The organism is Mycobacterium sp. SMC-4 (assembly GCF_050205565.1).
In the GTDB taxonomy this organism is placed as follows: domain Bacteria; phylum Actinomycetota; class Actinomycetes; order Mycobacteriales; family Mycobacteriaceae; genus Mycobacterium.
The window spans coordinates 132,159-158,287 of record NZ_JBNMQU010000009.1 but is presented as its reverse complement, the minus strand read 5'-3'; the positions used below and the strand labels follow the sequence as shown (position 1 = coordinate 158,287).

Sequence of the window (26,129 nt, the reverse complement as noted above, 5' to 3'; positions counted from 1 at the left end):
CCGGAGTCATGACGGGAGTGCTCATTGAAGGCGTCGGGCAGGACGGGCGGCGCGGCGCCGACAAACCACCACGGGCCACGTAGCGCCGCGGTCTCCGGACCCGCTCCCGACGACGGCTCGCGCCGCACCGAGATCCTGCAGACCGCCGCATCGCTCATCGCGACGTCCGGTCTGCGTACCTCGCTGCAGGACATCTCGGCAGCGGCGGGGATCCTGCCCGGCAGCCTCTACCACCACTTCGAGTCCAAGGAAGCGTTGCTGCTCGAGCTGCTCAGGCGCTACCACACGGACCTCGATCACATCGCCGAACAGGCACACGACCGCCTCGACATTCCCGACGGGCGATCCCCGTTCGACCGGATCGCCGACCTCGGCATCGCGATTGCGCGTTGTGCCGTCGCACATCGCGCAGCGTTGCAGATGTCGTTCTACGAAAGCCCGAGCACGAATGCGGAGCTCACCACCCTCGCCCGCCGACGCCCCACTCCCACATTGGAGGCGATGCTGCAGACGCTGCGCGCGGCGCGCTGGAGCGGCTACGTGCGCGCCGACGTCGACCTGGCGGTCCTGGCCGACCGTATCTGCCAGACCATGCTGCAGGTGGGCTTGGACGTGATGCGCAACAACGCCGCGACCGACAAGGTGGCGGTACTGCTGTGCCGAATCCTGCTGGAGGGCATCGCCACTGCTGCGCCCAGCGACGCCGAGCTGGACCGGTCCCCGGCGTTCCTGGCTGCGGACGAGGTGGTGCAGTCGTGGCGACTGGACGGCCGGTCGCGAGCGGAAGCGGAGAGCGCCGACAGAGGCGCTCACGTCCGTGCCGTGGCCCGCAGCGAGTTCGGCCGTCGCGGCTACGAGAACACCACCGTGCGCGACATCGCCGCGGCCGCGGGGCTCGGCACCGGCACCGTGTACCGGTTCATCGGATCCAAGGACGAACTGCTGGCCTCGATCATGCGGTCGTTCGGCGAGAAGATCGCCGACGGCTGGACCAGGGTGTTGCGCTGCCAGGCCACCGCGGTCGAGAAGATCGACGCGCTGAGTTGGGTGCACACCAACGTGCTGGACCAGTTCGGCGACGAGTTTCGCATCCAACTCGCATGGATGCGGCAGTCACCTCCCGATACCCCGAACCCGGGCTGGCTCTACGCCACCAGATTGCGCCAGGTGAAAAAGATGCTGGCGCAGGGGGTCCGCGGCGGCGAGATCAGTATCACCAGTCCGTCGTACGAGATGCTGGCCCGCGCCGTGATCGGTGTCAGTTGGGTGCCCGAGAACATCCTCGCCCAGCTGGGCACACGCGACGCGTTGCTCCACGTGCGCGACACCACATTGCGCGGCGTGACCCAGCGTTGACCAGCCCGAACCGCCGAGCGCTGACCCCGCCGAAATTGCATTCCACGCGCGTCAACCTCGGAGTTGACGCGCGTGGAATGCAATTTCGGCGTCATCTGAAAGCGTTCCTGGGCAGTGTGTTCGGAAGATCCAGCGAGCTGAGCAGACCGGGTCGCGCCGCGACCACGAAAGGGATCGCATTGACCACCCGCATCGCCGTCGCGGTCATGGCGGCCCGCCCGGCCCCGTGCCCCTCGGGGTCGCCCAACGTCATCCAGCAGTGCACATCGGGTTCTCCGTCGATGTCCACCCGGTAGGTCGCGTCGAAGTCGGAGGCCGGCCAGTCCGGCGCCACGTCACGCGCCATTCTGATGATGTGTTCCACCACGATCGCTTCACGTCCGGCGACGACACCGGCGGCGCGGGTGCGCACCGCTCCGCACGTGCCCGCGGGTACCGTTCCGAACGCCACCTCGAGATCGCGGTCGGTGGTGCGGCGGTCCAGGGTGCCCCGGATCTCGGAGACCTGGACATCGAGCGCGTCGGCCATCAGCCGAATGGGTGCGCTCCACGCCGTTTCGATGAATCCCGGAGTTTTCAGCATCGGCTCGAAGTCCAGCGGTCGGGCGAACCCCATGGCGTCCATCATCACGTCCGCCACCGGGTAGTGATCGTTGAGCGACACCTCGGTGACCGTCACGCATGTGATCGTCTTGGACAACGTCGACAGCAGCAGAGCCAGTTGATCGGACCCGAAGCCCGGGAAGATTCCGGAGGCGTAGAACGAAGCGTGTCCTGCCGCGCACGCGGCAGCAAGTTCGTCGCGTACCTGCGGTGAATAGTACGACGGCGGGTAGATCAGCATCGTTGAACTCGTGGTGACCACGTTGATCCCGGCTTCGAGCAGACGCACGTAATCCGGCACGGCAGCCGCGTCACGCTCCGGACCACTGGCGGCATAGACCACACTGTCGGGCTGTAACGAGATCAGCGCCTCTGCGTCTGCGGTGGCCCTGACACCGAGTGCAGGTGAGCCGCAGATCGTACCGGCGTCCACTCCGACCTTCTCGGCCGAATGCACCCACACGCCAACCAGATCGAGGTCTGACCGACGGGAGACGGCATCGATTGCGTTGCAACCGACACCACCGGTCGACCACACCGCGACGCGCAGCGGTGTCTCTGTGTTCGCCATGTCGGCCCTTTCATCGTCCTGCTGGATGACGTCACGCGTCCGCCACGGCCTGTGCCGCGCATTCGAGATACGGCCATGCCAGATCCGGCTCCAGTCCCCCACACAGCGGAAGCAACGGCAACGACTTCCCGGCGCGGACACGGCGGGTGGCCTCGTCAGGTGTCAGGATTCGGTAGGGGCCGCCCACGTCCCGAAGGTGTTTGACGGTCCGGGCGCGCGAGATGCTGGCGACCGAGTCGTCGCCGTGCCGGTAGGACGCCGCCGTACGCGCATCGTGGAGCAGATACGGGCCGAGCCGGGACCACGCGGCCTCGACATCGTCGGCGACGAAAACCGTTGTCGGCTCGCCCGGATCGGGGAATTGCAGGAGGCCGGGTTCGTGCCCGTGCTCTCGGCACTGGGCCAGGTAGTACTCGCGCAGGTCAGCCGAATCCGTCTGCGAGATGAATCCGAGGCCGTGCCGTGCCGCGCGACGAGCCGCCGGCTTGCTGCCGCCGGCGATGAGCAGCGTGGGGCCACCGTCACTCACGCACGTCGGGGTCACCCGGACATCGTGGCCGCGGTAGCGCACGGATCCCCCGCGCAGCAGCATGAGCACGACAGGGAGGTACTCGTCGGCCAGCGCGCCGCGACGCCGCATGTCGAGGCCGAAATGGTGGTACTCCTCCGGCCGGTGCCCGATACCGAGTGCGCAGACGACCCGGCCACCACCGATGATGTCGAGCGCGATGATCTCCTCGGCGAGCCGCACCGGATCCCAGAACGGGATCGGTATGGCCGCCAACATGATCATCAGTTGCGACGTGCGCGCCGCGATCGCCGACGCCAACAGGTGCGGAGCGGCGAGGTGGCCGTCTTCGGTGCCGTGATGTTCGGACAGCACCGCAGCCAGCGCTCCGCGGGTCTCGGCCCACGCGCACATGTCGACCGCAGCGCGGTACAGGTCACGAGTCGAGGCACTCCCCTCCGGTGCCCGCATATCGAACCTCAGGGTGAACATCAGCGCTCCACACCCCTCTTCCGCACGGGCTCGAATCTAACCTAACTTTTGTTTCACCACGCGGCTTTCGGACTCTTGACCGCCGCCTCGGACAGCTGTTAGCTTTCCGGAGCAAACGTTAGGTTCTTTGCCCTCGCAGCAGATCCGAGGAAACACGTGATGACACAACGCTGTACGACCGGCACCGCACCGGTCCACGCGTCTCACCGTGTGCGCAGCCTGACCGGTATACCGCCGCCGATGTCGTACTGACACTGCTTGTCCTCGACTCGAAACCTGCACGACAGTCCGGCTCGGCGCCCCTTCGGCATCGGCTGTCTGCGCACCAGCGACGAACCGATCGCAAATGAGGTAGTTCCATGGCCGCAAGGGCTCAACGTGTCGCCGTCTGGTCGGCCGTGCGGCGCCCTCTCACCGGCTTGGCGTCGATCGCGGTCGTCGTTGCGGTGACCGCGGTTTCGGCGGCTCTGTTCCGTGACGGATTCTCCGAATCGGTGCCGCTGACCGTGCTCTCGCCACGGGCCGGCCTGGTGATGAACCCCGACGCCAAGGTCCAGTTGCACGGAGTCCAGATCGGCAAGGTGGATTCCATCGAATACTCCGACGACGGCACTGCTGCCGTACACCTGGCGATCGAACCGTCCCGCCGAGAGCTCATTCCCGAGGACGTGCAGGTCGACATCGCTTCCACAACGGTGTTCGGCGCCAAGGTGATCCGACTGGTACCACCCGACAACGCGTCCCCGCTACCGGTGCGCCCCGGGCAGGTGCTCACCGCCGACCGCGTGATGATCGAAATGAACACCCTGTTCGAGCAACTGGTGAGTGTGCTGTCGACCATCCAACCCGACAAGCTCAACCAGACCCTCGGTGCCATCGCCACTGCCCTGCGAGGGCGCGGCGCCATGATCGGCCAGAGTCTTTCCGACCTCAATTCCGCCCTCGGACAGATCAACCCGCACCTGGACGCGCTCGGACACGATCTCTCGACCGCGCCCACCGTGTTCGCCGCCTACGCCGACGCCGCACCGGATCTGATGTCGATCCTCGACAATGCGACCAGGATCGGTACCAGCATCGTCGAAACCGAACAGGATCTCGACGCTGCGCTGGTCAGTGCGATCGGCCTGGCGGACGTCGGCAGCCGCGTCCTCGACGACAACGGCCGGCCGCTGGTCGACGTGCTGAGCTTGCTGGCCCCGACCACGAAATTGGTCGCGGACTACCACGAAGCATTGACGTGCGGTTTGGGGTCACTCACCGTGATGGCCAACAATCCGCCGCTCAACGTCCCCGGGGTCGAGATCCTCGCGGGCTTCTTCTGGGGGCAGGATCGATACCGATACCCGTCGAATCTGCCCAAGGTGGCTGCGACCGGTGGTGCCCAGTGCACGGATCTGCCGAAGATCCCGTACGGTAAAGCCCCGCCCTTCGTCATCACCGACACCGGCGCGAACCCGTGGAAGTACGGCAACCGCGGACCCATCGTCAACTCCGATCTGCTCAAGCAGATCATGTTCGGTCCCATCGAGGGGCCGCCGCGCAACAGTGCGCAGATCGGACACCCCGGATGACGCGGCGTCGGGTCGCGCCGAAGTTGGCCGCATTTGTCACCCTCATGGTGTTGTTGACCGGTTGTCTGTTCGCCGTCTTCGGGCAATACCGATCGGGGTCCACCCACAGCTACTCGGCGGTGTTCGACGACGTGTCGAGCCTGCGGCCCGGGGAGTCGGTGAGATTTGCCGGAGTGCGGATCGGCACCGTCCGAGATCTTTCGATGCAACCGGACAAGACGGTCGTGGTCACCTTCGACGCCGACCGCAGCGTCGCGCTGACCCGTGGCACCCGGGTGGCCGTACGCTACCTCAACCTGGTCGGCGACCGATTCCTCGAGCTCGTCGACGACGAGGGCTCGACGGAGATCCTTCCTCCGGGCTCGCAGATCCCGCTGACGAAGACCGCCCCGGCTTTGGATCTCGACTTGCTCCTCAACGGACTGAAACCGGTGATCAAAGGCCTCAACGCCGACGATGTCAACGCACTCAGTGCCTCTCTGATCCAGATCGTGCAAGGTCAGGGCGGCACCATGGAATCGCTGTTCTCTCAGACATCGTCGTTCTCCTCCGCACTGGCAGACAAGAACCATGTCATCGAGCAGCTGATCACCAACCTGCGGACGACGCTTTCCACCCTCGGTGATCAACGGGACCGGTTTTCCGGTGCGCTGAAACGGCTCGAGACGCTGGTGAGAGAGCTGTCCGCCGAACGGGAACCCATCGGCGCTGCCATCGAGTCGTTGGCGGCCGGTACCGCCACGCTCTCAGACCTGCTCGCACAAACCCGCTCCCCGTTGGCCGGCTCTGTCGACCAACTGCATCGATTGGCACCGAACATCGAAAGCAAACTGGATCGCGTCGAAACTGCGATCGTCAAGGCACCGGAGAACTACCGCAAATTGGTTCGCATCGGTGCCTACGGCAGTTTCGTCAACTATTACATCTGCTCGCTCGGCGTCCGTGTCACCGACCTCGAAGGACGTACGGCAGTGTTCCCGGTCTTCCGCCAGGACAACGGAAGGTGCGCGGAGAACTGATGCTGAAGTACCGGCGCACCGGCACGATCCGCACGGGCATCATCGGGATGACGCTGATCGTGTTGGTGGTCGCGGTCGGTCTGGCTCCGGAACGAATCACCGCGTGGGCCACATCCATTCGATACCAGGCCGTCTTCGCCGACCTCAGCGGTTTGTCGGTGGGCAACGATGTGGCGGTGTCCGGTATGACGTTGGGGAAGGTGACCGCCGTGTCACTGCAGGATCCTGACGCGCTGGTGACCTTCACCGTGGACGGCAGGACCCCGCTGGGTACGCAGACCACTGCGCATATCCGCACCGGAACCCTCCTCGGCGAGCGGATGTTGGTCCTCGAGTCGTCGGGGGAAGGCACGCTGGCGCCGATGTCGGTCATCCCGCGCGGACGTACGTCGTCGCCGTACACATTGACCGAGGCGATCGGCGAGTTGACCACCAACACCGCCGGCACCGACACCGCGGGCCTCGAGGACGCGTTGAACACTCTGTCGGACACCATCGATCAGATCGCGCCGCAGCTGGGCCCCACCTTCGACGGGCTGGCCCGCATCTCCGAGGCACTCAACCGCCGAAACTCGGCGCTCGCCGCGCTGTTTGCCAGTGGCCGCGATGTCACCGAGGTGCTCGCCGACCGCAGTGCCGAGGTGTCCGCACTGATCCTCAACGCCAATGACTTGGTGGGGATGCTCGCCGACCGCCGACAGGCGATTGCCGAACTCCTGGCGCACACCTCGGCGATGGCGCGCGAGGTCACCGGTCTGGTGCGGGACAACGAGCAGGAACTCGCGCCGACCTTGCAGAAACTGAATGCGGTGCTGGCCATGCTGGAACGTCAGCGCGACAACATCGCGCTGGCACTGCCCCGGCTGGCGAAGTACCAGGTGACGCTCGGCGAAACGGTGGCCAACGGCCCGTACTACTCGGCCTACATTCCCAACCTGGATCTACCGCCGATCCTGCAGCCGTTCTTGGACTACGCGTTCGGTTTCCGGCGCGGCGTCAACGCAGGACAGCCACCCGACAACGCTGGCCCGCGCGCGGAGTTCCCGTTCCCCCGCAACGGTATTCCCGAACGGCCACCACGATGACGCGTTCACTGCTGGCCCGCCTGACCGCTCTGGCCCTCGCGCTGCTACTCGTGGGAGCCGCCGGCTATGTCGCGGTCGCGCGCCTCTTCCCTCCGACCACGATCACCGCGGTCTTCGCGAACGCGAACGCGATCTATCCGGGCGACGAAGTCCGTATCGCCGGCGTGCGCGTCGGCACCATCACCGCCATCGAACCCGACGGCAGCCAGGCGCTGTTCACCCTCGAGATCGAGCACGGAGTACGCGTCTCCACCGACGCCAAAGCCGTTGTGGTGGCGCCGAATCTGGTCGCCGCTCGGTTCGTGCAGCTGACACCCCGTGGAGGTGCCGGGCCGGTGATCGCCTCCGGTGCGGTGATCCCTCGGGATCGCACCGCAGTCCCGGTCGAATGGGACGAGGTCAAGGAACAACTCGACCGACTGGCCACCGACCTCGGACCGACCGGCGATGTTGCGACGACCTCGGTGGGCCGGTTCATCGGCGGCGCGGCCGATGCGATGGAAGGTAACGGACACAAGCTCCGTGCAACTCTGCGGCAGCTCTCCGGGATCAGCCGGGTCCTGGCCGACGGCAGCGGCGACATCACCGAGATCATCGCCAATCTGCAGACTTTCGTCGCGGTGCTGCGGGACAGCAACGAACAGATCGTGCAATTCCAGGACCGGCTCGCCACGCTCAGCGGTGTTCTCGACGGCAGCCGTGACGATCTCGATGCTGCGCTGGTCAACCTCGCCGAGGCGGTCGGAGAGGTCCGGCGTTTCGTCTCGGCCACTCGGGACCACGCCGGCGAGCAGGTGGCCCGACTGGTCAACGTCACCCAGAACCTGGTGGATCACCGCGCAGACCTCGAGCAGGTACTGCATGTCGCACCGTCGGCGCTTGCCAACGCCTACAACATGATGGATCCGCGCACCGGCGGCGCGAGTGGGGTGTTCGTGCTCAACAACATGGCCGATCCCACCGCGTTCATCTGCGGCATGCTCGGAGCGTTGGGCAACGTGACCGCACCCGAGAGCGCGAAGTTGTGCGCGCAGTATCTGGGGCCGGGACTGGACACGGTGAACTTCAATTATCTTCCGTTCCCGGTGAACCCGTTGCTCACACCGGTCCCTTCGGACGGCAAGCTGATCTACAGCGAGCCCGAACTTCGTCCCGGCGGCCCGGGCACCCAGTCCCCGCCCGCAACGATCGCCCCCACCGATTCGGCCTACCACGCCCAACCTCCGACGCTGCCGCAGATGCTGCTGCCCGCTGAGAGGGCGACTCCGTGAGCACGCCGCCGGCGATGCGCCGCACCCTCGCCGTTGCGGTGGCGACGATGATGACCGCCACGGCGTGCAGCTTCGGAGGGGTGAACTCACTCCCGTTGCCGGGCACCGTCGGACGTGAGGGTGACGCATCGACGTTCACCGTCGAACTGGCCAACGTCGGTACGCTCGAACCGAATTCGCCGGTGATGATCGATGACGTGGTGGTCGGCAGCATCCGCAGCATCGGGGTCGCCGGCCGGCACGCCGAGGTCGAGATCCGAGTGAAACCCGGCGTCGCCATCCCGGCCAATGCCATCGCCGCCGTCGGACAAACCAGCCTGCTGGGGTCCATGCACCTCGAACTCGCGCCGCCTCCCGGGGAGCGTCCCGCCGGTGCGCTGGCCGCCGGATCCACCATCGCCCTGGATCGTTCGTCGACGTACCCGTCCACCGAACAGACGCTGGCCGCGCTCTCGACGGTGGTCAACGCCGGCGGTCTGGGTCAACTCGGCGACGTCGTGCACTCCTTCAACGAGATGTTCACCGGCCGACAGCACGACCTGCGCGAACTTCTCAGCAGGCTCGACACTTTCGTCGGTGCCCTCTACGCGCAGACCGATGACATCGTCGCCACCATCACCGAGCTCGACCGATTCTCGGCGACGCTGGTGGCCCAGCGCGACGTGATCAGCAGGGCACTTCGCGAAATCCCGGCCGCACTGGCGGTTCTGCTGCGCGAACGCCCCCGGTTCGTCGACGCGCTCGCGGCTCTGCGTCGCTTCAGCGACACTGCCGTCACCGTGGCCGACGCCGTCGAGGCCGACCTGGTGGCCAATCTCGCGAGCCTGGAACCGGTGTTTCGCGCGCTGTCTGACGTCGGACCCGACATCAGCACCGGACTGGGTTACGCGCTGACGTTTCCGCTGAACCAGAACATCATCGACCGCGGCGTACGGGGCGATTACATGAACCTGTTTGTCACCGTCGACCTCACCTTGGGACGCTTCAAACGTGGCTTGCTGGCCGGCACGTCGTTCGGCGACGAGAACGCCCCGCTGGTGCCCGCCCCCGGCGACCCGGGATACGACACGTTCTATTCGAAGAACGCCCGAGGCGAGGCGGTCGCCCCGCCGCCCGGGGTGATGGGACCAGAACGCCTACCGGTGGGAGCCGGCTGATGCTCACGCGTATGGTCCGAATCCAGTTGACGCTCTTTGTGATCGCGTCGATCGTCGGTGTCACCGCGATGGCCGTGCAGTATGTCCGCCTGCCCACCCTGCTGGGCGTCGGGCGGATCGAAGTCACCCTGCAGCTTCCCGAGGCCGGCGGCCTGTACCGCTTCGCCAACGTCACCTACCGCGGCGTGCAGATCGGCAAGGTGACCTCCATGGACGTCCACCGCGGCGGCGCCGTCGCCGCCCTGTCGCTGTCGAGTTCGCCTCCGGTGCCGGCGGATCTGCAGGCAGAGGTGCGCAGCGTGTCGGCGGTCGGGGAACAGTACGTCGACCTGCAACCCCGCACGAACTCCGGGCCCTATCTGCAGAGCGGTGCGGTGATCCCGTCATCAGCAGTGATCGTGCCGCAGCGGGTGGCACCCATGCTGGAGCGCTTGAGCGCGCTGGTCACCAGCATTCCCGAGGACAAACTCGGCACGCTGCTCGACGAGTCGTTCAGAGCGTTCAACGGCGCGGGCTACGACCTGCAGACGCTGGCGGAGTCCACGTCGCGGATCTCCGCGGACACCAACAGGGTGGCCGGCCGCACCGCAGCACTGATCGACGACACCGCGCCGGTGCTCGACGGGCAGGTCGCCGGCGCCGACGCGCTGGCCAGGTGGTCTTCGCGGCTCGCAGCGGTCAGCGCGCAGGTAGTGGTCCGCGATCCCGAGATCCGACAGGTCATGGATACCGGATCGACTGCAGCGCAGGAGGTTTCACAACTCCTCCAGCAGGTCGAGCCCACGCTTCCGCTGCTGCTGGCCAACCTGACCTCGCTGGGTCAGGTCGCGCTGACGTACCGGCCGGGACTCGAACAACTCCTGGTGCTGTTGCCTCCGTCCTCGGCGTTCTACCAGTCCTCGGTCGGAGACAACAACGCCACCGGCATCGCGGTCGGCGACTTCCGGATCTCCGTCGACGATCCGCCCGCGTGCACGGTGGGATTTCTGCCGCCGTCGTCATGGCGTTCGCCCGCCGACACCACGACCATCGACACCCCGGACGGCCTGTACTGCAAGCTGCCGCAGGACTCCCCGATCGCCGTGCGCGGCGTCCGCAACCTTCCTTGCATGGACGCCCCCGGTAAACGCGCACCCACCGTCGAACTGTGCAAGAGCGACCGGCCGTTCCAGCCCCTTGCCGCACGCCAACACGCGCTGGGTCCGGCCCCGTTCGATCCCAACCTCGTCGGGCAGGGCGTCTCGCCCGACAATCGGGTCGACCGCGACGAACGTCTCTTCGCCCCCGTCACCGGAACCCCGATGCCTCCCACCCAACCGACCCCGCCCCTGGAGGTCGCCACCTACGACCCGCAGATGGGCCGGGTCGCCGCCGCCGACGGGACGGCTCCGCACCAGACCGATCTGGCGTCCCCACCGCAGAGCTGGAAGGACCTGGTATGGCCTCGCGTGCCCTGAACCTCGCCGTCGGCGCGCTCGTCGTCGCGAGCGCGGGTGTCGCCGGCACCGCCCCGGCGCCCGCGTCACCCGACGTCGCGCTCAACGGCACCTTCACCGCGCGCTCGGACGGGTTGTGGGCCAAGACGAACGAGGTCATGGTCTACCGGGACGACGTCGTGGCCACCTGGACGGTCAGCTCGTCGTGCGCCACGTTCCAGGACTGCACCGGAACCGTGGTCAGCGATCAGGGCTGGACCGCTGATCTGGTGTATCGGAGTCAGCGATGGAAGACCGCGCACACCGTCGCGGGCTGGCAGACCTGCCCCGACGGAAGCACCGCGCCCGGCGAGCAGACGTTCACGTTCTGGGCGGCACGGCTGGACTCCTACGACCGCGGCGACCGGCTCAGCGGATGGGACCAGACGATCGGGCCGACCGGTGCGTGCGGGGTCAACCGCTCGCTCAACATCCGGATGCCCTTCACGTTGACGCGCGTCGGATGACTACTCCGGCAGACGCAGCTCGGGTTTCTCGACTTCTTCGATGTTGACGTCCTTGAACGTGATCACCCGCACCTGCTTGACGAAGCGCGCCGGCCGGTACATGTCCCACACCCACGCATCGCCGAGCCGCAGTTCGAAATAGACCTCGCCGTCGGCATTGCGCGGCAGCAGCTCGACACTGTTGGCCAGGTAGAAGCGGCGCTCGGTCTCGACGACGTAGCTGAACTGCCCGACGATGTCCTTGTACTCGCGGTAGAGCGAGAGCTCCATCTCGGTTTCGTACTTCTCGAGATCCTCGGCACTCATCGGCTCAGCTGTCCTTCATGTAGGTCGGAGTCCATCGGGCCCATTGGCCTCATCTTCCCGCACGCCAGTTCGGCATGCTCTTCGGGTTCCCATTCCAGCGCAGCCGACGCACTCACTTCATCGTCGGACGACACCAGTCGCCGGACGTTGATGAACGAGTACCGGTGCTGCCGGGACGGGCCCAGCGCCGCCAGTGCCGCGCTGTGCGCGCGGGTGCTGTAGCCCTTGTGGTCGGCGAAGCCGTAACCGGGGTGTTCGTCCTCCATCGCCACCATGAGCCGGTCGCGGCTGACCTTCGCCAGCACACTGGCCGCGGCGATGCAGGCGGCAGCGGCATCGCCGCCCACCACCGGCAACGACGGCATCGGCAGGCCGGGCACGCGGAACCCGTCGGAGAGTACATAGCCCGGCCGCAGCGGCAGCCCGGCGACCGCGCGGCGCATTCCTTCGATGTTGGCCACGTGCACGCCGCGACGGTCCACCTCCACCGATGGGATGAACACCACGTGGTACGCCAACGCGTACCGCTTGATCAGTGGGAACAGCCGTTCACGTTCGGCTTCGCCCAACCTCTTCGAATCGTCGAGCGCCGACAGGCTCTCGAGGCGGTTGGGACCGAGGACGCAGGCCGCCACCACCAGCGGTCCGGCACAGGCACCGCGACCGACCTCGTCGACGCCGGCCACCGGGCCGAGGCCGGCCCGGTACAGCGCCGACTCCAGGGTGCGCAAGCCGGAAGATTTGCGGATCACCGCACGCGGTGGCCACGCGGCACGCAAGTCCGAGGTCTCCTTCTCAGGTCTGCGGGTTGAACGAGTTCACACCACCCCACCGCGACGGCGGCCAGGCGATGAACCGTGCCTTACCGATGACATTGTCCACCGGAATGGTGCCCGGGGTCGGGTCCCCGGTGCACAGCAGGCCGCGTTGGGCGTCTGCGGGTTCATTGGCGCAGTGGGTGCGGGAATCCGCGGAGTGGGTGCGGTTGTCGCCCATCACCCACAGCCGCCCCTCGGGCACGGTGACCGGCCCGAACTCATTGCCCAAGCAGGGGTAGACGGCCGGATCGGCGTTCATGGTGTCGGGGTCCAGGTACGGCTCCTGCAGCGGCTTGCCGTCCACGGTCAGACCGGAGTCCACACGACACTGCACGGTCTGACCACCGACCGCGATGATCCTCTTGACCAGGTCGTTCTCGTCGGGCGGGACGAACCCGATCACCGAGAGCGCGTTCTGGGCCCAACGAATCGCCGGGTTGTCGGATCGGATGGACTGATAGCCGATGCTCCAGTTCGGAGGACCCTTGAAGACGATGACGTCGCCGGGCCGAGGTTCGCTGAACCGGTAACTGAGCTTGTCGACCATGATCCGGTCCCCGACGCAGCCGTCGCAGCCGTGCAACGTCGGCTCCATCGACTCCGACGGAATGAGGTACGGCCGAGCGATGAACGTCAGCATGACGTAGTACAGGACCACCGCGATGGTGATCAGGATCGCGGCTTCGCGGAGCGCGCCGCCCTTCTTCTTCGGCTTGTCCGACGTGTTCCCGGTTTCCGCGGCCGAGTCCTCGGCGGTGTCGGATCTGGGGTCGGGCGAGGAGTCGTCAGCCGCGGAGGGTCCGGTCACAAGATCAGACTAGTCAGCGCAGGCTGTGCACCCGGCCGGCGGGCAGGTCAGCGCTTTTCCTTGATCTTCGCCTTCTTGCCGCGCAGCTCACGCAGGTAGTACAGCTTGGCGCGACGGACGTCGCCGCGGGTGACGACGTCGATGTGGTCGATGTTGGGCGAGTGCAGCGGGAAGGTGCGCTCGACACCCACGCCGTAGCTCTCTTTGCGGACGGTGAAGGTCTCGCGCACCCCACCACCCTGACGGCGGATCACGACGCCCTTGAAGACCTGGATGCGCTCCTTGGAGCCCTCGATGACCTTCACGTGGACGTTCAGGGTGTCGCCGGGGCCGAATTCGGGGACATCGTTGCGCAACGACGTCTGGTCGACGAAATCGAGCGTGTTCATCGGTGACACTTCCTTGCTGATCGCGGCTCCGGCAGCGTCCTGGTGACGCGCAGAGCCGTAGTTGTTCGGCGTCTGGGGTGCAGTCGTGCCGCGGAACCCTGAAATCCGTCCCTGCCGTGCACAGACAACTGCCCAATTGTGCCAGACGGAGGGCCGATCCCTGAAATCGCCGCGGATGCGGGCGCTCACCGGCTGTGACGTGCTCCTGCATCAGAGCACACCGCGGGTCGATACGTCTAACCTGGTACGCACGGGGTAATTGAGGATGACGACCCCGCAGGGCGGGGTGTGGATCTCGGAGTGCATGGAGGCGACCGATGCGACGGCGGCCTTACCGGCTGTTCACGACCACTGCTGCCCTCACCGTCGCGATGGTGGCTCTCGGTGGATGCCAGGCGCAGGTGCACGGCGCGTCGCCGGTGTCGTCCGGTCCGCATCTGACGGTGGTCGCCCCGCTCGGCACCATGGCTCCCCTCCCCGAGCGACCGCCGGACGAGCCCGCCGCGACGTTCGTCGGACTTCCCGAGCGTGCACGGCAGGCCACGGCGCAGGCTGAAGCAGCGGGCGCGGAGATCACCGCGGCGGTGCTCGACCGCAGCACCGGTCAGCTGGTGACCAACGGCAACGACCGCACCATCGCGATCGCCTCGGTGGTCAAGGTGTTCATCGCCGACGACTTGCTGTTGCAGGTCGCCCAGGGCAAGACCGAGCTGTCCCCGCAGGATCGGCAGTCGCTCGACGTCATGCTGCGCTCCTCCGACGACAGCGCCGCCGAGGTGTTCTGGAACCGAAGCGGCGGCAGCGCGATCGTCAACCGTGTGGCCGACCGTTACAACCTGGGTTCCACCCGCCCGCCGGGCAACGGACGCTGGTTCAACACCATCAGCACCGCGACCGATCTCGTCCGCTACTACGACATGCTGCTGACCGGCGCCGGCGGGCTGCCGGCTGAGCAGGCCGCCATCATCCTGGACAACCTGGCGGCCTCGACGCCGACCGCGCCCGACGGCATGGTGCCCGGCGGGGTCTACCCGCAGCGCTTCGGCATCCCGGAAGGACTGCCCGGGGAGCCCGTCGCGGTCAAGCAGGGGTGGATGTGCTGCGTGGGTTCGGACTGGATGCACCTGTCGACCGGTGTCATCGGCGCGGACCGCCGGTATGTCATGGCCATCGGTGCGATGCAGCCCACCGGCGCCGACACCGCGCGGCAGACGATCACCGACGCGGTGCGGGGCTTCTTCCCCGAGGGAAGGATCTAGGTCAGCAGATCCGGTCGCCGCTCGAGGGTGCGCTGCCGGCTCTGTTCGCGACGCCACGCGGCGATGCGGGCGTGGTCGCCCGAGAGCAGCACCTCGGGTACGTCCAGGTCGCGCCAACGCGCGGGCCGGGTGTAGCTGGGCCCTTCCAATAGTCCCCCGACGGCCTCGGAGTGCGAGTCGTCCTCGTGTGAGGCGGGATTGCCGAGGACGTCGGGCAGCAACCGCACCACCGCCTCGATCATCACCACTGCTGCCGACTCACCACCCGGCAGCACGTAGTCACCGATCGAGACCTCTTCGACCCGCATGCGCCGAGCAGCGTCGTCCATCACCCGCTGGTCGATGCCCTCGTAGCGCCCGCAGGCGAACACCAGGTGCGTTTCGGTGCTCCAGCGCTGCGCCACCGATTGCTTGAACAGTCGACCGGCCGGCGACGGGACGACCAGAAGTGTGTCGGGGGAACAGATCTCGTCGAGCGCCTCACCCCACACCGGGGCTTTCATGACCATGCCGGGCCCGCCGCCGTACGGCGAGTCGTCGACGGAGCGGTGCACGTCGTGGGTCCAGTTGCGCAGGTCGTGCACCGCCAGGTCGACGATCCCCGCGTCGATTGCCCTGCCGGGCAACGATTGTCGCAGCGGATTCAAAAAGTCCGGGAAGATCGTGACGACGTCTATCCGCACAGCTTCGCCTCTCTAGAGATCGAGCAGGCCCTCGGGCGGATCGATGATCATCTTCTGATCCTCCAGCGACACCGAGACCACGATCGCCGACACGAACGGCACCAGCACCTCGAACCCGGCATCGCCCTCGGCACGCACCGACAGCAATTCCCCACCCGCGGTGTGCAATACCTCCGCCACGGTGCCGACACAATCGCCACCGACGGTCCACACCGCCAGGCCTTCGAGTTGGTGGTCGTAGAACTCGTCGGGGTCTTCAATCGGTGGCAGTTCCGCGGAGTCGACGACGAACAGCGTGCCGCGCAGCCGGTCGGCGCCGTCCCGGTCGGTGACGCCGACCAACCGCATCAGCAGGCGGCCGCCGTGCGACCGCACCGACTCGATCACGTAGTCGCGGTGTCCGCCGCCCTTGGGCGCGCGGCCCCGCAGCGTCGCTCCCGGTACGAACCGCTCGTCGGGATCGTCGGTGCGGACCTCGACGGCGAGTTCACCGGTGACCCCGTGCGCCTTGGCGACGCGCCCGATCACCAGTTCCATCGCTCGCCCTGCGGGGTGGGAGACGTTCTCAGCGGTCGGTGTCGACGACGTCCACGCGGATGCCGCGGCCGCCGATACCGGCGACCAGGGTGCGCAGCGCGGTGGCGGTGCGTCCGCCACGTCCGATGACCTTGCCGAGATCGTCGGGGTGCACGTGCACCTCGACGGTGCGGCCGCGGCGGTTGGTCACCATGTCGACGCGCACATCGTCGGGGTTGTCGACGATGCCGCGGACCAGATGCTCGACGGCGTCAACGACGACAGAGCTCATCGCCTGGCTCAGCTCTGCGCCGGTGCAGACTCGCCCGAGGCCTCGGCGGCACCGGCGACAGTGGCGTCCTCGCCCTCGGCGGCCGCTTCGGACTTGTCGGCGTTGCCGGCGGGATCGGCGGTCGCCTCGATGTCGGAGGCCGCCTTCTTGGCGGGGGCCTTCTTCTTCTTCGGCGTGGTCGCCTCGGTGGTGGCACCGCTCTCGGCCTCGGCCAGCGCGGCGTTGAACAGGTCCAGCTTGGACGGCTTGGCTTCCTTGACCTTCAGCGTGCCCTCGGCACCCGGGAGACCCTTGAACTTCTGCCAGTCACCGGTGATCTTGAGCAGCTGCAACACAGGTTCGGTGGGCTGGGCGCCGACGCCGAGCCAGTACTGGGCGCGCTCGGAGTCGAGCTCGATCAGGCTGGGCTCTTCCTTGGGGTGGTACCGGCCGATGACCTCGATGGCGCGGCCGTCACGACGCGTGCGGGCGTCGGCGACGATGATGCGGTACTGGGGATTGCGGATCTTGCCAAGCCGGGTGAGCTTGATCTTGACAGCCATGAACGACTACTCCTACTGCGTTTGCCACGCTGCAATTCAGCGATGCGGGCGGGTTGCCCGATCCGGTTTTGCCTTACGTGTGTGACCTCCGGACGGCCCATCCTCAGCGAGAGGAAGCCGTACGTGGACAGCGGCCCATTGTGCCAGAACGTCGCTCCACGGCGGAAATCGCGCCTCAGATCCCCAACACGATCTTGGCGATGGTGAAGTAGATGAGCAGTCCGGTCGCGTCGACGAACGTCGAGATGAACGGGTTGGAGAACACCGCGGGATCGACACGGACGGCGCGCGCGATCAACGGCATGACACCTCCGACGGTGGCGGCCATCGTGCACAGGCTGACCAGCGTCAGCCCGATCACGGTGCCGATCGCGTGGCCGTAGATCAACGTCGTCACCGCGAAGGCCAGGCCGCCGAGCAGCAGCCCGAGGGCCAATCCGACGCGAAGTTCGCGGAACAGCACCTTGCCGAGGTCACCGGGACCAACGTCGCCGAGCGCCAATGCGCGGGTGACGGTGGTGGCGGCCTGATTGCCGGTGTTGCCGCCGGTGCCGATGACCAGCGGCACGAACAGCGCGAGCGTGACCACTTCGGCGAGCGTGGCCTCGAACACCTCCAGGACCTGGACCGTCAGCGTGGCGCCGATCGCGAGCACCAGCAGCCACACCACGCGCGACCGGACCAGCCTGGTCACCGGGGCGGTCAGGTAGGGCCGTCGCAGCGGTTCGGTGCCGCTGAGGCGGGCCTGGTCCTCGGACTCGGCGGTCTCCAAGATGCGCAGCGCGTCGTCGACGGTCAGGATGCCGACCAGCCGCGTCTCGCTGTCGACGACGGGCAGCGCGAGCAACTTCAACTCCGCGCAGCGGCGCGCGGCGTGCTCCGCGTCCTCGGTGGCGCGCGCCCAGTGCGGGACGGACATCATCTCCCCCACCGGCGTCTGCGGTGCGGCCGCCAGCAGTCCTCGTAGGGTCACGACGCCGACGAGCACCCGATCGTCGTCCACCACCGGCAGGGTGTAGATGGTCTCGGCGTCGGCGAGCCGACCCCTGACCCGGTCGAGCGCCTCGGCGGCCGTCATCGACGCCCGCACGGAGACGAACTCCGGACTCATCCGACGTCCGATCGAACCCTGCGGATAGCCGAGTATCGCGGCGGTCAACTCCCGCTCGGAGGGAGGCAGGCCGCGCAGCAGACGCGCGGCCACGGTCGCCGGCAACTCGTCGAGCAGTTCGACCCGGTCGTCGGGGTCCAGGTCGGCGAACAGTGCGGCCACGGCGTCGTCTTGGAGGCCACCGACGATGTCGCGCTGCAGACTGGCGTCGAGTCCTTCGAACACCTCCAGCGCCCGATCCTTGGGCAGCACCCGGTACAGCACCGCCTGCTGCCGGCGGTCCAACCGCTCGAGCAGTGTGACGATCTGCGGTGTCGTGAGGGGTCGCAGCGCGGTGGTCAGCGCCGGCAGATCGGCAGCTTCCAAGGCCGGCAGGATCGACTTCAGGTGGACTTCCACAGGCGGGGCCGTCATGTCGGTCATCACTACACGATCGAGGGGAACGGCGGACGTACCGAGCGTTACCGACCGCGAGAGAACCGAAAGGTTTACCGTAGGCTGCTCCCGTGACCGAGGCGACCGCGGCGCTGGCCGAGTTCGAGGCGATCAAGCAGCTCAAGGCGCGCTACTGCCGCCTCTTGGACACCAAGAAGTGGGCCCAGTGGCGGGAGCTGTTCGCCGACGACTTCCGCAGCGACACCTCCCCGGCCGGCGGGAAGGTGATCGTCGGCGCCGACGAATTCGTGGCCTTCACCCGGCGCAGCCTCGGCGACCGCGCCACGGTGCATCAGGTGCACGCACCGGAGATCGAACTGACCTCGGCGACGACCGCGCGCGCGGTGTGGGCGCTCGAGGACGTGGTGCGACTGGCTCCCGGCGTCAACCTGCGCGGCTATGGGCACTACCAGGAGACCTACGAGAAGGTCGATGGCCGTTGGCTTTTCACCAGCTCGACGCTCACCCGCATCCGTGAGGACATCTTCAACGCCGTCGTATCGGTCTACCTGTCCGACCGCATCAAGAAGGTCGCCGGCGCGGTGGCCCGGCGCCTGGTGCGCTGAGACGCTAGACCAGCTTGTCGAAGCACTTCTCCTCGACGCGTCGGCTCATGCGCCAACCGTCTGCGGTGCGGACGAACTCGTCGATGTACCAGATCCCGACGAAGTAGATCTGCGCCTGGTCGCCCCCGAGGACCATCGGGTTGAAGCAGATCGCCCGCGACGTCGCGCGGTCCCCGTCCGGATGACGCGAGATGCGCACGTCGATGTTGCCGAGCATGTGGTAGTACGCCGGAAAGTTCGGCAGTACGTCTTTGAGCCATGCTTTGACCTCTGGGAAGCGACCGTCGATGCCGCCGGAGACCCGGTAATCGATGTACGCGTCGCCGGTGAACACGGTGTCCAGGTCGTCGAAGCGCCGCTGGTCGATGGCCGTGGAGTAGTCGACCAGCAGCTGCTGGATCTCCAGACGGTCGGAGATCTCCTCGAGTGTCATCACGACGTCGATTGAACACGATCGGTGAGCCACCGGGCTTCGAGTCGACGCGCGCAGTCGATATCAGATGGAGACCGGATCGGGTGCTGATCGAGTCCGGGCGTGGTTAACGTCGCCAAGCGTGCGAAGACGGTTCGCGGGGTTGGCGCTCGCCCTGTGCGCGGCCCTGGTGACCGCTCTGTTGCCCCTCGGCCCCACGGCTTCGGCGCAACCCGCGGAAGCTGCTGCGGTGCAATCGGTTCCCGACGGCCCGGCCAAGGCATGGTTGCTCGCCGATCTCGACACCGGGCGGGTGCTGGCCAGCCGTGACCCCTACGGCCGCTACGCCCCCGCCAGCACCATCAAAGTACTGCTCGCGATGGTGGTGCTCGACCATCTGCGTCCGGAGAGCTTCGCCCGCGCCAATGCCTCCCACACCACCGTCGAATGCTCCTGTGCCGGACTGAAACCCGGGCAGGCCTACACCACCCGCCAGTTGCTCGAAGCGATTCTGATGGTTTCGGGTAACGACGCCGCCAACATGCTGGCCGACATGCTCGGCGGACAACGGGTGGCGGTGGCCGCGATGAACCGCAAGGCCGCACTGGTCGGCGCCCGGGCGACCAAGGCGTCGTCGCCGTCCGGACTGGACGGTCCGGGGTGGGAATCCACCACCACCCCACACGATCTCGCGGTCATCATGCGCGCGGCGCTGCAGTACCCGTTGATCGCTCACATCATGCGTTCGCCGTCAGCGCAGTTCCCGGGCAAGACCATTCACAACCAGAACCAGCTGCTCACCCGCTATCCGGGCAGCCTGGGCGGCAAGACCGGGTTCACCAACCTGGCCCGGAAGACCTACGTCGGCGCCGCGCAGCGCGGGAACCGCCGTCTGGCGGTGGTGCAGATGTACGGCAGTGGCGACCTCTACGATCATGCGATTCGCTTACTGGACTGGGGATTTGCGCAGCCTTGAGTCCCAGCAGTCTCAGCCGCAACGGCGATCCGCTTGCTGGACTCGGGACTGCGCAGCCGTGAGCACCAATAGCCTCAGCTGCCACAGCGATCCGCATAATGCAGTGCCGCACTCGCACTTCTCCTGAAAAACTCGGATAGGTGTGACGGAGGAGGCGACCGGGCCGCCGGCGGCCGCCGTCAGTAGACCGTCCCGCGCAGGATGACGCGCGTCGGACGCGAGAGCACCTCCGGGCCCGTGCGCGGGTCCTCGGCGAAACAGACCAGGTCCGCCGAGGCGCCGTGGCGCAGACCGGGACGGCGGAGCCACTCGCGGGCGTCCCAGCACGCGGCGCCGAGCGCTTCGGTCGGCGCCATCCCGATCCCCTTGAGGGCCTCGACCTCATCGCCGATCCGCCCGTGGGCGATCGAGCTGCCCGCATCGGTCCCGGCGTAGATCGGCACGCCGGCTTCGCGGGCGGCGGCGATCCGCTCGCGGCAGGTCCGGTGCAGCGCACGCATGTGCTGCTGGTATCTGGGATAGCGGTGTGCCGACTCGGCGATCCCGGGGAAGTTCTCGATGTTGATCAGGGTCGGCACCAGCGCGGTGCCGTATTCGACCATCAGGTCGACGGTGTCCTCGGTCAGCCCGGTGCCGTGCTCGATGCAGTCGATACCCGCCTTGATCAGGCCGGGCAGCGCGTCCTCACTGAACACGTGAGCTGTCACGCGGGCACCGTTGGCGTGCGCGGCGTCGATGGCGGCTTCCAGCACGTCGTCGGACCACAACGGGGCCAGGTCGCCGGTGTCGCGGTCGATCCAGTCGCCGACCAGCTTGACCCATCCGTCGCCCCAGCGCGCCTGGGCGGCCACGGCGTCGGGCAGCTGCCACGGGTCGTCGAGCTCGGCGGCGAACCCGCGCAGGTAGCGCTTGGGTCGGGCGAGGTGACGTCCGGCGCGGATGATGCGCGGCAGGTCCGGACGCTCGTCGAAGCTGCGGGTATCGGTCGGCGAGCCGGCGTCGCGCAGCAGCAGCGCGCCGGCTCCGCGCTCGGTTTCGGCCTGCTCGACCGCCTCGTCGAGCGGGATCTGGCCCTGCGCGCCGAGACCGACATGACAGTGGGCGTCGACCAGGCCGGGCAGGACCCAACCGCCGTCGAACACCGTGTCGGCGCCGGCGACCGGTTCCGCACTGAGCACCCCGTCGACGATCCACCACTCGACGGGTTCGTCGTCGGGCAGGCTGCGACCTCGGACATGCAGGGCCGTGCCGGCCGTCATGGTCGTCTGCTCTTCGCGCAAGCGCTCATCGCCACTAGTTCTTGGGGAACTTCAGCTTCGACAGGTCGAAATCAGCCAGGCCCGGCGGCAGCTCGTCGAGGCCCTTGGGCATGTTCGACAGGTCCGGGAAGCCGGCGGGCAGTCCTGCGCCCAACGGGTTCTTCGGCTGGGTCGGGCCCCTGTTGGCTTTGCCCTTCTTCTTACCGGCCTGCTTGTTCTTGCCCTTGGCCGCTTTGCGAGTGTTCTTGCGGCCGAACGGCATTCCCATTTGCCCGGCCATCTGCGACATCATCTTGCGGGCCTCGAAGAAGCGGTCGACGAGCTGGTTGACCTCCGACACCGTCACACCGGACCCGTTGGCGATGCGCAGCCGCCGCGACGCGTTGATGATCTTGGGGTCGGCCCGCTCGGCGGGCGTCATGCCGCGGATGATGGCCTGGACGCGGTCGAGTTGCTTGTCGTCGACGGCGGCCAGCGCGTCTTTCATCTGCCCGGCGCCGGGCAGCATGCCCAGCAGGTTGCCAATCGGGCCCATCTTGCGGATGGCCAGCATCTGTTCGAGGAAGTCCTCGAGGGTCAGTTCCCCGCTGCCGATCTTGGCGGCGGTGGCCTCGGCCTGCTGGGCGTCGAAGACCTGTTCGGCCTGCTCGATGAGGGTGAGCACGTCGCCCATGCCGAGGATGCGGCTGGCCATCCGGTCGGGGTGGAAGACGTCGAAGTCCTCGAGCTTCTCCCCCGCCGAGGCGAACAGGATCGGCACCCCGGTGATCTCGCGCACCGACAGCGCCGCGCCGCCGCGGGCGTCGCCGTCGAGCTTGGTCAGGACGACACCGGTGAACCCGACACCCTCACGAAACGCTTCGGCGGTGGTGACGGCGTCCTGGCCGATCATCGCATCGAGGACGAACAGCACCTCGTCGGGATCGACCGCCGAGCGGATGGCCGCGGCCTGGCTCATCAGCTCTTCGTCGATGCCCAGCCGGCCTGCGGTGTCGACGATCACCACGTCGTAGAGCTTGGACTTGGCTTCGGCGAGCCCGGCCGAGGCCACGGCGACCGGATCGGCGGTGCCCTTGACCTCATCGGCACCGGGCGCGGTCCCGGGGTGCGGCGCGAAGACGTGGACGCCGGCGCGCTCGCCGACGATCTGCAGCTGATTGACCGCACCGGGCCGCTGCAGGTCACAGGCGACCAGCAACGGGGTATGCCCCTGCCCCTTCAACCATTTCGCGAGCTTCCCGGCCAGCGTCGTCTTACCCGACCCCTGCAGACCGGCCAGCATGATCACCGTCGGTGGATTGCGCGCGAACGCCAACTGGCGGGTCTGACCGCCGAGGATCTCGATGAGCTCCTCGTTGACGATCTTGATGACCTGCTGCGCGGGGTTCAGCGCGGCCGAGACCTCGGCGCCCTTGGCGCGGTCCTTGATGCGGGCGACGAACTGGCGCACCACCGGCAGCGACACGTCGGCTTCCAGCAGGGCCAGGCGGATCTCTCGCGCGGTGGCGTCGATGTCGGCGTCGGTCAGCCGACCCTTGCCCCGCAGCCCCGAGAGGGCACCGGTCAACCGGTCGGACAGGGATTCAAACACGTGGGCCAGCCTACTTGGCTGCGTGTCCGGCCACCGCGATCGGTGGCGCGGACACGGTCAGCCGGCCTCCTGCACAGGCTTGGCCGGGGGCGCCGGCAGGACCGCGTAGAGCTGGTGCTCCAGGCTCTGCTGCAGCGACTCGGTCGAGGCCCCGTCGGGCACCACGATCCCGAACGCGTCGACGACCGAGGACCCCAGCGTGGTGACCTTGGCCCACGCGATGTCCACTCCGGCGCGTTCGAACACCGCGGTCAGCGCAGAGAGCAGGCCCGTACGGTCGGTGGCACGCACCTCGGCGACCAGTTGCGCGGCGTCGGTGCCGCCGTGCCACAGCACCCGCGGCGGCGCGGCGGGGGCGACGATCGGCACGGCCGGGCGCGCCTCGCCGACGCGTCCGCCGGCGGCCACCTCGGCTCCCTTCCTTTCCAGCGCGCTGACCACGTCGAGCTCGCCGTCGATGGCCAGGATGAGCTGCTGACGCAGCAGCTCGGCGGCCGGCGGGCTCCCGAAGTGCGGCGAGACCGCGAACGTGTTGACCGCCGACCCGTGGGCACCGTTGACCGAGGCCGAATACACCCGAAGCGAGTTCAGCGCCAACACTCCCGCCGCCTTGGACAGCAGGCCGCGCCGGTCGGGAGCCACCATCGTCACCTGGTAGATGTGCGGGGTGTCGGCGGCGACGAGTTCGACGTGCACACCGGAGCCTTCGGCCAGCGCGACGAACCGCGGCTCGATCGGGTCGGGTTGCGGCAGCGGTTCGCCGGCCATCACCAGTCGGCAGTGCCGCACCAGGTCGCCGATCAACGACGCCTTCCAGTCGCCCCAGACCCCGGGTCCGGTGGCCAGCGAGTCCGCTTCGGCCAGCACGTGCAGCAGCTCCAGGACGACGAGGTCGCCGCCGATGGCGTCGACGACCCCGGCGATGGTCCGAGGGTCCTGCAGGTCGCGTCGGGTCGCGGTGTGCGCGAGCAGCAGGTGGTGTCGCACGACCTTGGACAGGATGTCGATGTCCGACGGCCACAGGCCCAGCCGGTTTCCGATCTGGGTGGCCAGTTCGGCTCCGATGATGCTGTGGTCGCCGCCGCGACCTTTGCCGATGTCGTGTACCAGCGCGCCGAGCACCAGCAGGTCCGGACGCGACACCCTGGTGGTCAAAGCGCTTGCCCGCGAAACGGTTTCGACCAGATGACGGTCCACGGTCCAGATGTGCACGACATCGCGGGGCGGGAGGTCGCGCACTGCGCCCCACTCCGGGAACAGCCGGCCCCACAGGCCGGTCCGGTCGAGCGCCTCGATGGTGGCGACCACCGACGGTCCGGCCGCCAACATCACCAGCAGATCCTTGAGCGCCTGACGCGGCCACGGGGCCCGCAGTTCCGGTGCGGTCTCGACCAGCCGGCTCAGCGTCGAGGAGGCCATCGGCAGCCCGGTCACCGCGGAGGCCGCGGCCACCCGCAGGATCAGGCCCGGATCCCGTTCGGGTCGGGCGTCGCGGGCCAGGATCACCTCGCCGTTGAACTCGATGACCCCTTCGTCGAGCGGGCGCCGCACCGGCCGACGCAGCACGGCCAGACCGCGTCGCGGAAGTGCGTTGGCCGCGGTGCGGATCCCGGCGTCGACGTAGTAGCTGACGGTGCGGGCGGCGTCGGAGAGCATGCGCGCCAGGTCGAACCGGTCACCGATACGCAATGCCGCACCGATCTCGTCGGCGTGCTGGGCCAGCAGCAGTTCGCGGCCGCGGCCGGCCACCCGGTGCAGCTCGGTGCGCACGTTCAGCAGCGAGAGATGTGCTTCCCCAAGGGTTTCGGTGGGCGACGCCAGCGAACGGCTGGGATAGACGTCGGCGAGTTGGGCGATGGCCAGCGCATTGAGCAGCTGCACGTCGCGCAGCCCTCCCCTGCCGCCCTTGAGGTCCGGTTCTGCGCGATGGGCGATCTCACCGCTGCGCGCCCACCGTGCACGGGTGTGTTCGACGAGTTCGTCGAATCGGGAGGCGATTCCGGTGCGCCACTGTCTGCGGGCCCCACCGATCAACAGTGACGACAGGTCGGCGTCGCCGGCGATGTGACGCGCCTCGAGCATGGCCAGTCCGGCAGAGATGTCCTCGCCGGCCACCTTGAGCGCCTCGGGCACCGTACGCACGCTGTGGTCAATGCGAATGTTGGCGTCCCACAACGGATACCAGAGCAGCTCGGCAACCTCGCCGACAACCTCGGGTGGCATGTTGTCGTGGAGCAGCATCAGGTCGAGATCGGAATAGGGCAACAGTTCGCCACGCCCGAGTCCGCCGGTGGCGACGATCGCGAAGCCGCTGGTCGCGGTGATCCCGATTTCGTTCGCCTTGGTGGTGAGCCAGAAGTCGTAGAGGTCGAGAAGGGCTTCGCGCAGTGCTGAACAGTCCAGCGGGCGATTCCCACCGGAGAGCAGTTGTCGCACGGCAGCGGTCAGATCGGTTGCCGGACGGGAAGAACCCGCCGCCGGCCGCTCCCAGTGGGGCGGTCCGGCGACGGGCCGGTGGTTCCTGCTCATGAGTTGTCCTCCCGGAACGTGACGGTCCAGCGCTTCCGCGGCGTGACCGCCGGGAGACG

Annotated in this window: 26 protein-coding genes; 11 read left to right on the top strand and 15 right to left on the bottom strand. The window is 67.7% G+C overall.

All coding sequences use genetic code 11. The annotated features are described in order from the left end of the window. Positions 1–24: 24 nt before the first annotated feature. On the top strand, positions 25–1,356 hold the full coding sequence (locus tag ACQI46_RS17185; protein ID WP_427095224.1) for a TetR/AcrR family transcriptional regulator: 1,332 nt from the start codon (positions 25–27) through the stop codon (positions 1,354–1,356). A gap of 91 nt (positions 1,357–1,447) precedes the next feature. On the opposite strand, the gene ACQI46_RS17180 is transcribed toward ACQI46_RS17185, so the two are convergent. Further along, positions 1,448–2,530: a dihydrodipicolinate reductase gene (locus tag ACQI46_RS17180; RefSeq protein WP_427095223.1), complete on the bottom strand. Its 1,083-nt coding sequence runs from the start codon at positions 2,528–2,530 to the stop codon at positions 1,448–1,450. A 31-nt stretch (positions 2,531–2,561) separates the two neighbouring features. Further along, positions 2,562–3,530 (bottom strand): LLM class flavin-dependent oxidoreductase, encoded by a 969-nt coding sequence (locus ACQI46_RS17175; RefSeq protein WP_427095222.1) that lies wholly within the window; start codon positions 3,528–3,530, stop codon positions 2,562–2,564. A gap of 359 nt (positions 3,531–3,889) precedes the next feature. On the opposite strand from ACQI46_RS17175, the gene ACQI46_RS17170 reads away from it, so the two are divergent. From ACQI46_RS17170 to ACQI46_RS17140, 7 genes are read left to right on the top strand one after another with little or no spacing between them, the layout of a single operon-like run. Continuing rightward, positions 3,890–5,104 (top strand): MCE family protein, encoded by a 1,215-nt coding sequence (locus ACQI46_RS17170; protein WP_427095221.1) that lies wholly within the window; start codon positions 3,890–3,892, stop codon positions 5,102–5,104. Then, the gene (locus ACQI46_RS17165) at positions 5,101–6,123 is read left to right on the top strand and encodes an MCE family protein (protein WP_427095220.1); all 1,023 of its coding nucleotides are present in this window, start codon (positions 5,101–5,103) and stop codon (positions 6,121–6,123) included. Before ACQI46_RS17170 ends, ACQI46_RS17165 begins: the two co-directional genes overlap by 4 nt. Beyond that, positions 6,123–7,208 carry an MCE family protein gene (locus tag ACQI46_RS17160; protein ID WP_427095219.1) on the top strand — a complete coding sequence of 362 codons (1,086 nt, stop codon included), beginning with the start codon at positions 6,123–6,125 and terminating at the stop codon, positions 7,206–7,208. The genes ACQI46_RS17165 and ACQI46_RS17160 overlap by 1 nt, the downstream gene beginning before the upstream one ends. After that, positions 7,205–8,479 (top strand): MCE family protein, encoded by a 1,275-nt coding sequence (locus ACQI46_RS17155; protein ID WP_427095218.1) that lies wholly within the window; start codon positions 7,205–7,207, stop codon positions 8,477–8,479. Before ACQI46_RS17160 ends, ACQI46_RS17155 begins: the two co-directional genes overlap by 4 nt. Beyond that, a complete protein-coding gene (locus tag ACQI46_RS17150) occupies positions 8,476–9,636 on the top strand; it encodes an MCE family protein (protein WP_427095217.1) in 1,161 nt (386 codons plus the stop codon). The genes ACQI46_RS17155 and ACQI46_RS17150 overlap by 4 nt, the downstream gene beginning before the upstream one ends. Further along, entirely contained in the window at positions 9,636–11,093 is a 1,458-nt protein-coding gene (locus ACQI46_RS17145; RefSeq protein ID WP_427095216.1) for an MCE family protein, read from the top strand. Before ACQI46_RS17150 ends, ACQI46_RS17145 begins: the two co-directional genes overlap by 1 nt. After that, entirely contained in the window at positions 11,075–11,578 is a 504-nt protein-coding gene (locus ACQI46_RS17140; RefSeq protein WP_427095215.1) for a hypothetical protein, read from the top strand. The genes ACQI46_RS17145 and ACQI46_RS17140 overlap by 19 nt, the downstream gene beginning before the upstream one ends. Here the strand turns inward: ACQI46_RS17140 and ACQI46_RS17135 are convergent, their stop codons facing one another. From ACQI46_RS17135 to rplS, 4 genes are read right to left on the bottom strand one after another with little or no spacing between them, the layout of a single operon-like run. Next, entirely contained in the window at positions 11,579–11,884 is a 306-nt protein-coding gene (locus ACQI46_RS17135; protein WP_370490555.1) for a DUF2469 domain-containing protein, read from the bottom strand. It abuts the gene before it with no gap. After that, positions 11,881–12,663, bottom strand: coding sequence for a ribonuclease HII (locus ACQI46_RS17130; RefSeq protein ID WP_427095214.1), 783 nt, complete (start codon positions 12,661–12,663; stop codon positions 11,881–11,883). Before ACQI46_RS17130 ends, ACQI46_RS17135 begins: the two co-directional genes overlap by 4 nt. A 16-nt stretch (positions 12,664–12,679) precedes the next feature. Beyond that, positions 12,680–13,510, bottom strand: coding sequence for a signal peptidase I (lepB, locus tag ACQI46_RS17125; RefSeq protein WP_427095213.1), 831 nt, complete (start codon positions 13,508–13,510; stop codon positions 12,680–12,682). 47 nt (positions 13,511–13,557) lie between these two features. Continuing rightward, the gene (gene rplS / locus ACQI46_RS17120; protein ID WP_427095212.1) at positions 13,558–13,899 is read right to left on the bottom strand and encodes a 50S ribosomal protein L19; all 342 of its coding nucleotides are present in this window, start codon (positions 13,897–13,899) and stop codon (positions 13,558–13,560) included. Positions 13,900–14,216: 317 nt separating this feature from the next. Here rplS and ACQI46_RS17115 point away from each other — a divergent pair, with 317 nt between their 5' ends. Then, positions 14,217–15,158, top strand: a complete 942-nt coding sequence (locus ACQI46_RS17115; protein WP_427095211.1) for a hypothetical protein — start codon at positions 14,217–14,219, stop codon at positions 15,156–15,158. On the opposite strand, the gene trmD is transcribed toward ACQI46_RS17115, so the two are convergent. The 5 genes from trmD to mgtE all read right to left on the bottom strand — a co-directional run bounded on the left by trmD (position 15,155) and on the right by mgtE (position 18,725). Further along, the gene (trmD, locus tag ACQI46_RS17110) at positions 15,155–15,841 is read right to left on the bottom strand and encodes a tRNA (guanosine(37)-N1)-methyltransferase TrmD (RefSeq protein ID WP_427095210.1); all 687 of its coding nucleotides are present in this window, start codon (positions 15,839–15,841) and stop codon (positions 15,155–15,157) included. The two genes, ACQI46_RS17115 and trmD, sit on opposite strands and share 4 nt — an antisense overlap. Before the next feature lie 12 nt (positions 15,842–15,853). Then, entirely contained in the window at positions 15,854–16,378 is a 525-nt protein-coding gene (gene rimM, locus ACQI46_RS17105; RefSeq protein WP_427095209.1) for a ribosome maturation factor RimM, read from the bottom strand. A gap of 28 nt (positions 16,379–16,406) precedes the next feature. Further along, a complete protein-coding gene (locus ACQI46_RS17100) occupies positions 16,407–16,649 on the bottom strand; it encodes an RNA-binding protein (RefSeq protein WP_098004435.1) in 243 nt (80 codons plus the stop codon). Between the two features lie 8 nt (positions 16,650–16,657). Continuing rightward, positions 16,658–17,191, bottom strand: coding sequence for a 30S ribosomal protein S16 (gene rpsP, locus ACQI46_RS17095; RefSeq protein ID WP_427095208.1), 534 nt, complete (start codon positions 17,189–17,191; stop codon positions 16,658–16,660). Positions 17,192–17,366: 175 nt separating this feature from the next. Next, positions 17,367–18,725 (bottom strand): magnesium transporter, encoded by a 1,359-nt coding sequence (mgtE, locus tag ACQI46_RS17090; protein WP_427095207.1) that lies wholly within the window; start codon positions 18,723–18,725, stop codon positions 17,367–17,369. A gap of 83 nt (positions 18,726–18,808) precedes the next feature. On the opposite strand from mgtE, the gene ACQI46_RS17085 reads away from it, so the two are divergent. After that, positions 18,809–19,303 (top strand): nuclear transport factor 2 family protein, encoded by a 495-nt coding sequence (locus ACQI46_RS17085; protein ID WP_427095206.1) that lies wholly within the window; start codon positions 18,809–18,811, stop codon positions 19,301–19,303. A gap of 4 nt (positions 19,304–19,307) precedes the next feature. Here the strand turns inward: ACQI46_RS17085 and ACQI46_RS17080 are convergent, their stop codons facing one another. After that, positions 19,308–19,739 carry a nuclear transport factor 2 family protein gene (locus tag ACQI46_RS17080; RefSeq protein ID WP_427095205.1) on the bottom strand — a complete coding sequence of 144 codons (432 nt, stop codon included), beginning with the start codon at positions 19,737–19,739 and terminating at the stop codon, positions 19,308–19,310. A 118-nt stretch (positions 19,740–19,857) separates the two neighbouring features. Between ACQI46_RS17080 and ACQI46_RS17075 the strand changes: the two genes are divergently transcribed. After that, positions 19,858–20,691, top strand: a complete 834-nt coding sequence (locus tag ACQI46_RS17075) for a D-alanyl-D-alanine carboxypeptidase family protein (protein ID WP_427095204.1) — start codon at positions 19,858–19,860, stop codon at positions 20,689–20,691. A gap of 179 nt (positions 20,692–20,870) precedes the next feature. On the opposite strand, the gene ACQI46_RS17070 is transcribed toward ACQI46_RS17075, so the two are convergent. Genes ACQI46_RS17070 through ACQI46_RS17060 form a run of 3 tightly spaced genes read right to left on the bottom strand, consistent with a single transcriptional unit; the run spans position 20,871 to position 26,070 of the window. Further along, positions 20,871–21,950 carry a metal-dependent hydrolase family protein gene (locus tag ACQI46_RS17070; protein ID WP_427095203.1) on the bottom strand — a complete coding sequence of 360 codons (1,080 nt, stop codon included), beginning with the start codon at positions 21,948–21,950 and terminating at the stop codon, positions 20,871–20,873. 34 nt (positions 21,951–21,984) lie between these two features. After that, positions 21,985–23,541: a signal recognition particle protein gene (ffh, locus tag ACQI46_RS17065; protein ID WP_427095202.1), complete on the bottom strand. Its 1,557-nt coding sequence runs from the start codon at positions 23,539–23,541 to the stop codon at positions 21,985–21,987. 57 nt (positions 23,542–23,598) lie between these two features. Further along, complete coding sequence (locus ACQI46_RS17060; RefSeq protein ID WP_427095201.1) at positions 23,599–26,070, bottom strand: [protein-PII] uridylyltransferase; 2,472 nt, start codon at positions 26,068–26,070, stop codon at positions 23,599–23,601. Between the last annotated feature and the right edge of the window lie 59 nt (positions 26,071–26,129).